This window comes from Streptomyces beijiangensis, assembly GCF_017315755.1.
GTDB classification, from domain to species: Bacteria; Actinomycetota; Actinomycetes; order Streptomycetales; family Streptomycetaceae; genus Streptomyces; species Streptomyces beijiangensis.
Genome location: NZ_JAFLRJ010000348.1, coordinates 1 through 8,653 on the forward strand (window position 1 = coordinate 1; position 8,653 = coordinate 8,653).

At 68.2% G+C, this 8,653-nt stretch carries 8 protein-coding genes and 4 pseudogenes; 6 read left to right on the forward strand and 6 right to left on the reverse strand.

Features of this window, described 5'->3' with window-relative positions; all coding sequences use genetic code 11:
* Positions 1-63 precede the first annotated feature (63 nt).
* From J0695_RS30225 to J0695_RS30245, 5 genes are all read left to right on the forward strand, one after another.
* Positions 64-1,371, forward strand: coding sequence for a tetratricopeptide repeat protein (locus J0695_RS30225; protein ID WP_206967385.1), 1,308 nt, complete (start codon positions 64-66; stop codon positions 1,369-1,371).
* On the forward strand, positions 1,368-3,074 hold the full coding sequence (locus J0695_RS30230; protein WP_206967388.1) for a HoxN/HupN/NixA family nickel/cobalt transporter: 1,707 nt from the start codon (positions 1,368-1,370) through the stop codon (positions 3,072-3,074). Before J0695_RS30225 ends, J0695_RS30230 begins: the two co-directional genes overlap by 4 nt.
* 67 nt (positions 3,075-3,141) lie before the next feature.
* Positions 3,142-3,498, forward strand: a complete 357-nt coding sequence (locus tag J0695_RS30235; RefSeq protein WP_206967389.1) for a hypothetical protein — start codon at positions 3,142-3,144, stop codon at positions 3,496-3,498.
* Between the two features lie 242 nt (positions 3,499-3,740).
* Positions 3,741-4,553, forward strand: coding sequence for a GVDTG sorting domain-containing protein (locus J0695_RS30240; RefSeq protein ID WP_206967399.1), 813 nt, complete (start codon positions 3,741-3,743; stop codon positions 4,551-4,553).
* Between the two features lie 9 nt (positions 4,554-4,562).
* Positions 4,563-5,264 (forward strand): class F sortase, encoded by a 702-nt coding sequence (locus J0695_RS30245; RefSeq protein WP_206967391.1) that lies wholly within the window; start codon positions 4,563-4,565, stop codon positions 5,262-5,264.
* 17 nt (positions 5,265-5,281) lie between these two features.
* On the opposite strand, the gene J0695_RS30250 is transcribed toward J0695_RS30245, so the two are convergent.
* From J0695_RS30250 to J0695_RS30260, 3 genes and pseudogenes are all read right to left on the reverse strand, one after another.
* A complete protein-coding gene (locus J0695_RS30250; protein WP_206967393.1) occupies positions 5,282-5,425 on the reverse strand; it encodes a hypothetical protein in 144 nt (47 codons plus the stop codon).
* A 117-nt stretch (positions 5,426-5,542) separates the two neighbouring features.
* Positions 5,543-6,285, reverse strand: a pseudogene (locus J0695_RS30255) (anti-sigma factor).
* A pseudogene (locus J0695_RS30260) lies at positions 6,282-6,392 on the reverse strand (sigma factor-like helix-turn-helix DNA-binding protein); the annotation flags it as partial. The pseudogenes J0695_RS30255 and J0695_RS30260, both read right to left, overlap by 4 nt.
* A 586-nt stretch (positions 6,393-6,978) precedes the next feature.
* Here J0695_RS30260 and J0695_RS30265 point away from each other — a divergent pair.
* Positions 6,979-7,344: pseudogene (locus tag J0695_RS30265) on the forward strand (dihydrofolate reductase family protein); the annotation flags it as partial.
* Positions 7,345-7,593: 249 nt separating this feature from the next.
* Here the strand turns inward: J0695_RS30265 and J0695_RS30270 are convergent.
* From J0695_RS30270 to J0695_RS44260, 3 genes and pseudogenes are all read right to left on the reverse strand, one after another.
* Positions 7,594-7,929 (reverse strand): hypothetical protein, encoded by a 336-nt coding sequence (locus J0695_RS30270; protein WP_206967395.1) that lies wholly within the window; start codon positions 7,927-7,929, stop codon positions 7,594-7,596.
* Positions 7,926-8,549, reverse strand: a complete 624-nt coding sequence (locus J0695_RS30275) for an Asp23/Gls24 family envelope stress response protein (RefSeq protein ID WP_206967397.1) — start codon at positions 8,547-8,549, stop codon at positions 7,926-7,928. Before J0695_RS30275 ends, J0695_RS30270 begins: the two co-directional genes overlap by 4 nt.
* A pseudogene (locus J0695_RS44260) lies at positions 8,546-8,653 on the reverse strand (RNA polymerase subunit sigma-70); the annotation flags it as partial. The gene J0695_RS30275 and the pseudogene J0695_RS44260, both read right to left, overlap by 4 nt.

Below are 8,653 nucleotides of genomic sequence, written 5' to 3' on the forward strand. Positions count from 1 at the left end.
CCGCCTTGCGCCTGCCCGCCCGTCTGCCCGTCTGCCCGTCTGCCGAGAGGAACAGCATTCCCCGTGCGCCGCCTTGCTCTGATCACCACTGCCGTGGCCCTGTGCGCCGGACTCACCGGCTTCGCCGCGCTCCACACCGACGCCCCGCCCACAGCGCAGCCCGCCCGCGCCGGCGGCGCCAACCCGCGGTCCGCCGCCTCCCTCGGCACGGCGATCACCGACCTCCAGCACACTCTCGCCCAGCACCCGCAGAACCCCGGATCCTGGGCCCAGCTCGGCGGCTTGTATGTCGAACAGGCCCGCCTCACCGTCGACCCCACTCTCTACCCCAAGGCCGAAACAGCGCTGCGACGCTCACTCAGCCAGCAGCCACAGGCCAACACCGTCGCGCTGACCGGCATGGCTCAACTGGCCAACGCCCGCCACCAGTTCACCGCCGCGCGCAACTGGGCCCGGCAAGCCGTCGCCAGTGACCCCTACGCCCCGGCGCCCTACGGGGCTCTCACCGACGCCCTCACCCAGCTGGGCGACGATACGCAAGGGCAGGCGTCTCTGCAGAAGATGCTCGATCTGCGCCCCTCGACCGCTTCCTTCACCAGAGCCTCCTACGCACTGGAACTCCACGGCCGCACCGACGAGGCGGCCGTCGCCCTTGACCGCGCCCTGGAGGATGCCTCAACCCGTGCCGACCAAGCCTTCTGCCACCACTACCTGGGGGAACTCGCTTTCAACACCGGTTCCCCCCAAGACGCTCTACGGCACTTCCGCACCGCACTGTCCCTCGACCCCACCTACATTGCATCACTGGCCGGCGCCGCCCGTGCCGAAGCAGCGCTCGGCCAGAGCGAGAAGGCAACGCGGGACTACCGCAGGGCGATCGACCGCGTGCCCCAGCCCCAGTACGTCCTGGAGTTCGGCGAACTCCTCCAGTCCCTGGGCCGGAGCGTCGAGGCCCGCCGGCAGTACGCCGTTCTGGAGGCCGAACAGAAACTCTTCGCCGCCAACGGCGTCGTCGACGACCTCAACCTCGGCCAGTACCAAGCCGATCACGGCAGCCCTCAACGCGCAGTCACCCTGTTGAGTGCCGAATGGAAACGCCGGCACAACGTCATCGTCGCCGACGCGCTGAGCTGGGCGCTGCACCGAGCCGGCCGCGACGAACAGGCGCTGGCACTGGCCAACAGCGCCGCCGTTCTGGGGTGGAAGGACGCCGCACTCTTCTACCACCGCGGCGTCATCGAGGACTCCCTCGGTCAGACCGACGCAGCCCGAAACGACCTGTCCCGGGCACTGCAGCTCAATCCGCACTTCTCACCGTTGTACGCACCGGACGCGCGCCAGCGCCTGGCCCGGCTCCGAGGAACCTCATGACCCGCCGCCTCACCCCACGCAGCGCCCTTGCAGCGCTCGCCGTGCTGCCCTTTCTTCTGACCTGGAACGCGTCTTCGGCCAGCGCTCACCCGCTGGGCAATTTCACCGTGAACCGCTACGACGGACTGACCCTGACCCCTGACCGGCTGGAGGACTTCGCGGTCCTCGATACGGCCGAGATTCCCACCCTGCAGGCGATGCCCGACCTCGACACCGATCACAACGGCCTGCTCAGCACCGCAGAGAAGAGTGCCCACGCGAACGCCGCCTGCGCCTCCCTGGCACATCGCGTCACCGCAACCATCCGCCACCGGGGTGCCGGGAACAGGACGCTCAACTTCCGTGTCTCCACCAGCAGCTACCGGCTCGTCGCCGGGCAGGCCGGACTCGACACCGGACGCCTCGAATGCCGCCTCACCGCCGACCTCGACACCGCCGAGGCCACCGCCGTCACGGTCCACAGCGGCGTCGACACCTCGCGCATCGGCTGGCACGAGATCACCGCCACCGCAGCCGGCGGAGCCCATATCGGCACCTCCGACGTACCCTCCCGATCCCTGTCGAACGCGCTGCACCGCTATCCCGCCGGCCTGCTGTCCAACCCTCCGGACACCCGCCACGCCCGCCTGGTCATGGGCAAGGGCACGAGCGCGCCTGCTGCCGCATTCACCCCGGCGAGCGGCCCCTCCAGCTGGTACACGGCGCTGGAACAGCGCCTGGGCGCACTGTCCGACCAGAACCAACTGACCCTGCCGGTAGGTCTGCTGGCCATCGCGCTCGCCCTGCTCCTGGGATCTGGACACGCGCTTCTGCCCGGTCACGGCAAGACCATCATGGCGGCCTACCTCGCCGGACGTCAGGGGCGCCCCCGCGACGCCGTCACCGTCGCGTCCACCGTCACCCTCACCCACACCGCCTCCGTACTGCTTCTCGGTATCGCTCTGAGCATCTCCTCCGCACTCGTCGGCGAACAGGCACTGGCCTGGCTGGCCACCGCCAGCGGCCTGCTCATCATGGGCGCCGGAGCCTGGCTACTCCCCCAAGCCTTGCGCACACTGCGCCAACGCCCCTACCCCAACCACAGCCGCCATCTCCCCGCGCAGGGATCAACAGCGCCGACCCCGGACCCCTCCCACAGCATCACACGCCGTCACGGGGAACACCGGCACAGTCTCGCCGGCGACCGGACGTCCACCACACCATCCGCAACACCAACTGGCGAAGTCCGCACCGGCCAGGTCCTGGTGGACTCAGGCGAACCAGCCAGCCGACACGATCACGAGGAGTCCCACACACATGCCCCCCACCAACACCATCACGAGCACGGGCATGCCCATGGCCTGCTCGGTCATCACCATCACGGTCACCGGCCCGCCGGCGGACGCAAGGCAGGGCTGATCGGAATCGGGATCGCCGGCGGCCTGGTGCCCAGCCCCTCCGCCCTCGTCGTACTGCTCGGCTCCATCGCACTGGGCCGCACCATCTTCGGCATCACCCTGGTGATCTGCTACGGCCTTGGCATGGCCCTCACCCTCACAGCGGCCGGCCTGCTCCTGCTCACGCTCCGCAACAGGCTGCCCGCGCTCAACGGACACCGGGCATCCAGCCTCACCGCATGGGCCGGCCGCATCACCCCGCTCGGCACAGCCCTGCTCATCCTCGCCGTCGGCGCCGGAACGCTCCTACGCGCCCTTCCTGCGTGAGCTGTCCCTCTCCCGACCCCGACCATCCCCCGGCGTCATCCGAACCCACCGACTTGGGGACCTCCCAATGCGCCTTCACATCACCCGTCCGGCGTTCGCCGGACTCTACGTCCTCAGCGCTCTTGCCCTGACGGCCTGCGGCAGTGCCCAAAACGGCGGAGCCTTCGACAGCAGAATCGACAGCGAACAGCCCCACTGCCGCGCTCATCAGTCCCACAGCCCCGGCGTGGCCTACACCGACCCGAAACAGCGCAACACCCTTGCCGTCCTGACCATGCTCAAGTACTACACCGCAAAAGGAACCCAGCCCTTCTGCGACGGCAAGCCCGCAACCCGTCATGACACCGCCTGGAACCACCTGCACGCAGACCTCACCACCAGCACCACGGTGAGAGCCCCGGCTGGCCTTCACCGACATAACTGACGTGCCTTGCCGGCCAGTTCACGGGCATCTCACGAAAGAGCCCACTGGGGAAGCCCAGGGCATCACCGCACGTCACCGGCACCAGGGACACCGCCCGAACGTGAGGCGATTCATCGCGACGACCTCAAATCCCGTCGGAGACCAATCCGCCGACCGCAGGCTGTCGAATCACTCGTGTCAGGAACATCCCAACTCCGCTTCCATGCGACTCCGTTCGAGGCGGACAACTGATGGGTCTCCTTGTGATAGCCCAACGCACTGCACGACTGACCACCCTGCTGGCCCTCCCCGCCGCCCTCGCGTTGACGACCGCACTCCCGGCCGCCGCGCACGAGGGGCACTCCGGCACCATGAGCGGTCACACCTACCAGGTCGATCTCGCCCAGCTGAACAAGTCCGGCGCGCACGGCACCGCGATGCTCAGCATCGACGGCACAAAACTCACCGTGAAGATCCAGGCTTCGGGCCTGGTCCCGGGGCAGCCGCACGCCCAGCACATCCACGGCTCCACAACAGGACATGACTTCCACTGCCCCACCGCCGGCGCCGACAAGAACGGCGACGGCGTCGTCACCACCGCCGAGGGCATGCCCGCGTACGGCGACATCAACATCTCGCTCACCACCAAGGGCGACACGACCAAGGGCAGCGGACTCGCCGTGGACCGTATGCCCGTGGCCACGAAGGACGGCTCCCTCTCCTACGAGCGGACCATCACCGTCTCCCCGGCCGTCGCCGACCACATCAAGGACCTGCACGTCGTCCAGCACGGCATCGACACCAACAACAACGGCAAGTACGACTTCAACAAGGGCAAGAGCGAACTCGACCCCAAGCTCCCACAGGAGGCCACCGCACCGACCGACTGCGGCATGGTCATGGGCGCAGCCGTCGGCTCCATGCCGGTCGGCGGCGTAGAGACCGGTTCGGGCTCCACCGAGGGCATCGAGTCCCCGGGACTGATCGCCGGCGGCGGAGTCGCCCTTCTGTCCGCAGGCGCGCTGTTCGTTGTGGTGCGCCGCAACCGGCACCGGGCCGCCGCCGAGACGCGCTGACCAACGGCCATGAACCCCGACGACCGCGCATCACCGGGGCGGCGTACGAGCACGGCCGGGCGACACGCGCGCCTGGCCGTGCTCGCGGCGGCTCCCGTCCTTGCCGTAGCCGGCGCACTGCTGCTGGCATTGGGCATCAGCCACCAGGAACCCGCCCCACCCGGCGTCTCCAGTCCCACCGCCTCCACATCTCCGACGGGCCGGCCCCCGCAGCGGGCGACCTCAACGGCCGTCCCCTCCCGGCCACTTCTCATGCCCGCGTCGGCCCCCTCACGCCTCACGATCCCGTCGCTGGGCGTGTCGACCTCGCTGGAACGACTGGGCATGGACGCCAAGCAGGCCATGCAGACGCCCCGCGACCCGGCGAAAGCCGGCTGGTACCAGCTCGGTCCCACACCCGGAGAACAAGGTCCCGCCGTGATCGCCGGGCACGTCACCTGGAATGGCGCCCAGGCCGTGTTCTTCCGACTGGCTCAGCTCAAGCCAGGTCAGCGCATCGATGTCGCACGCGCGGACGGAACGACGGCGCACTTCACCGTCACCAAGACAGCCCAGTACGCCAAGGACCGCTTTCCGAGCATCGAGGTCTACCGCAATCTCGACTACGCCGGGCTGCGCCTCATCACGTGCGGCGGCACCTATACCCAGGCCGACCACCACTACAGGGACAACATCGTCGTCTACGCACAACTCGCCTCTCCAGCGGGCTGACGCCCACCACGGCCGGCTCAGTGCGCGCAGGCCCCGAATTCTGCGTGCCGGGCCAGCCGTTCGTACTCGTCGTGCTGCTCCGACGGCGGCGGGGGACGCCGGTGATCCGCTTCCCGACGGATCTCCGCCATCAGCTTCTCAAACTCCTCGTCCGTCATCATGCTCACCTCCCGCGCGCGCCGTCCGTGACCGGAGAATTTCCCGTGCACAGGTAATCCGTATCCGCAGACGATACGGATTGGTGTGTCCGCCGCCGGCAATTCCGCGGGACGACATCATCAGTCGAAGTCGACAACTCCGACCGGAGGCAAAGTCGGTGTCTTCGCCCCACCTGCGCGCTCAAGGGTGACGCCCACGCCGTCGGCCCGGCCGACCGGGCCGCTCATGAGCACGGACTGAGCGGCTCGAGCGGCGTCGAGGAGGCCCGCCGGGCGCATCGTGCCGTGGTCGCTGTACCACAGCTCGAAGACCTTGCCCTCGGGCGGTATTCTCATCCCATGGCCAGTGAATACCGCAGCATCAGCACTGGCGGACACCACGACACTGGCACGTGCACCATCCGGCAACGCAATACTGCTCGTCCGGGCATCCGGAGCCGTGAGCACCGCCAGAATCCGGTCGGCGCATTCGACCGCACCCGGGTTGCTTCCGTGCGTGCGTGCTCGGCCTGTTCGTGCTGCCAGACGGCGGTGCCCCCAAGCGCGACTGCTGCCAGGCAGGCGGCCAGTGCCCATTGACGCATCCGATGCCAGGGAGCCCGAGGTCCGCCAGGTCGCGGCTTGGTAGATGGGGGCTCTTGGCGGACGGTGTCGATCCGCCGCAGGACAGCCTGCTTCAGCGCGGGCGGCGGAGTGATGGTGGCCGCGAGCGCGAGCCGCCCCGCAGTGGTCCGAAACTCCTCCACCTCGCTCTCACACCCTGTGCACGAGCGCAGATGGGTTTCGAAAGCGGCGCGCTCGTCACCGTCCAGTGCATCCAGCGCGAAGGCGCCGGCGAGTGTGTGGAGGTCGGCGGACGTCATACGGCCACTCCCAGGCCGTCTCGGAGACGGATCAGCCCCTCTCGCATGCGCGTCTTCACAGTGCCCAAGGAGGCGGAAAGCTGCGCCGCCACCTCCCGTTGCGTCAGTACCTCTGGCCGGCCCCCGGCGTATGCGGACCTGCGGAAGGGTCCCTGCCTGCTGGAACCTGCCCACCCTGTGCCTGCCACAGACCGACGCCCCAGCTCGACGAACTCGTCGTCACGAGCGCGACCGGGACCTGGGGGCCGATGTGCATCCCCGACCCGCACGATGCCTGTCTGACGGCCCAGATGCAGGTCCCCCAGCTGGACCGAGCCCGCAGGCTCGAAATCGGCGGCCTGCCCGAACTCAGCCTCACTGGCGAAGACCTCGACAACTCGGCGCGAGCCGGCCTGGTCGTAGCAAGGTCCTGGACCGTTCATCGAGTTCCGCTCCGCCCGCTCCAGTCCGGGGGCGACGGTGAATCCCGGGACGTGGAACACCGAACCCACGCAGCCCGTCCCCACCCTGACCACCGAACCCGATGGCGGGTTGATGAACCGTCCGGACCAGCACGGGCCAGACGACAACCGATGAGTTTCTCCGTGATCCGCAGTCAAAGATCATTGTTGGTGCGCTGCGGCCGCGACTGTGATCCAATCGCGCACCAGCCGAACTGCTGAGAACCAGACACGAGACACCGAAGAACCTTAGATGCGTACCCTGATCAGCACCGCGTTCATCTCGCTCGACGGCGTCGTGGAGGGCCCGGGCGGCGAGCCCGGCTACCGGAACTCCGGATGGACCTTCAAGGACGTCGAGTTCCTCCCCCAAGCGTTCGACATCAAGGGCCGGGAGCAGAAGGAAGCCACCGCGATACTGATGGGCCGGACCAGCTACGAGGCGTTCAGCCCGGTGTGGCCCGACATGGCGGACTTCGCCGACTACAAGGCGATGCCGAAGTACGTCGTCTCCACCACCCTCACCGAGGACGACCTGGTCTCGAACTGGGGCGATACCGCGATCCTGCGCTCGCTCGACGAGGTCGCCGCACTGAAGGAGACCGAGGGCGGACCGATCCCGTCCTGAGCCTAGGGCCAGCTTGCGCGGTACCTCCTGAATCGCGAGGCAGCCTCCGGCCGTCACGCCCTCTCGCACCGGACGCACTACTCCACTGAGAACGCGTACTTTCCCCACAACCGCCAGCAGCGCGGCGACGACCTACCCGAACCGAGCCATCGCACACAGGAAAAAGCCCACTGACCCGATGACCACCACAAGCTGATACTCAGATCCACCTGCCTTGATCCCAACCGCCTGCAACACGGCTCAGACGATCCCGGTGACGGTCACGGTGATGTGTGTGGCGTCGGTGGGAAACCGTGCGGCCAGGCAGGCTTCGACGGCGCTTCGGGTGGCGCGGGTAGCGTCCAGGACCCGCATGCCAGCGCGGGTGACAATCTGCACCTCGATCACCCATGGTCCAGTACCGCCGGGACGGCTCACCTTCAGTCCCGCGGGCGACGGGGTGACTCTGCCATTCCGGCCGGATTGACGGAGGATCGAACGCAACGAGTCTGTGATGCCGGGCTTGAGGAATGCAACACCGGGCACTCCGCGGACGGAAACGGTCAATTCCTCGGTGAGGGCGGGATGCTGGGTCATCGGCCGTGGCCTTTCGCGCTGGTGTCCGGCTCGTCGACGAGATCGGTGATGCGGATGTCGATGCCGACGAGGTCGACACCGAGGAGCTCTTCAGCCGCCTGCCGTACGCGGTGGCGGACCTCTTCGGCCAGGTATTGCAGATCGGTAGCAGCGAGAGGAACGTGGATGTCCAGGGCCACGGTCAGCCGGGAGGAGTGAGCCGCCTCGGGAGGGATCCGGCAGGAGCCCGCTCGGACACCGGGTACCTGTTCGGCGGCGGCACGCAGTGTGCGGGCTGCGACCGATTCCATGATCCACATGTTCTCGTCCGGTTCGCCCAGCGGGAGGGGCCGTCCCGGGCGCAGTTCCAGGCGCACCACGTCCATGACACGTTCGGTCAGGGAAGCGGCGTCGACAGTGATGTTCTCCTGGACGTCGTCGCGCAGGTGGCGGACGGCCGACTCCAACTGGTCCAGTTCCTCGACTGCTTGTCGGCAGTGCAGGCAGTCCGGGAGGTGAGTGTCGGTGACGCCTTCCTCCCAGTCCGCCCATACCTGCGACAGCAGCCGGCCGCAGGGCAGCTGCTCTTCGTCGGGCTCGTGGGGCGGGGTCGGGTCGGGCGGGTGGATGCGGGTGGTCATCGCCAGGCCCCCAATGCGCTCGTCAGGTGGCGTCGGGCACGGAGGACGCGGGCGCGGACGGCTTGCTCGGTGATGCCGACCGTGTTCGCGATGAAGGTGTAGGA

Coding starts and splice junctions, on each gene's coding strand:
- J0695_RS30270 (WP_206967395.1), bottom strand. CDS start 7,929: ATGACCCAGCATCCCGCCCTCACCGAGGAATTGACCGTTTCCGTCCGC.
- J0695_RS30230 (WP_206967388.1), top strand. CDS start 1,368: ATGACCCGCCGCCTCACCCCACGCAGCGCCCTTGCAGCGCTCGCCGTG.
- J0695_RS30235 (WP_206967389.1), top strand. CDS start 3,142: ATGCGCCTTCACATCACCCGTCCGGCGTTCGCCGGACTCTACGTCCTC.
- J0695_RS30275 (WP_206967397.1), bottom strand. CDS start 8,549: ATGACCACCCGCATCCACCCGCCCGACCCGACCCCGCCCCACGAGCCC.
- J0695_RS30250 (WP_206967393.1), bottom strand. CDS start 5,425: ATGATGACGGACGAGGAGTTTGAGAAGCTGATGGCGGAGATCCGTCGG.
- J0695_RS30245 (WP_206967391.1), top strand. CDS start 4,563: ATGAACCCCGACGACCGCGCATCACCGGGGCGGCGTACGAGCACGGCC.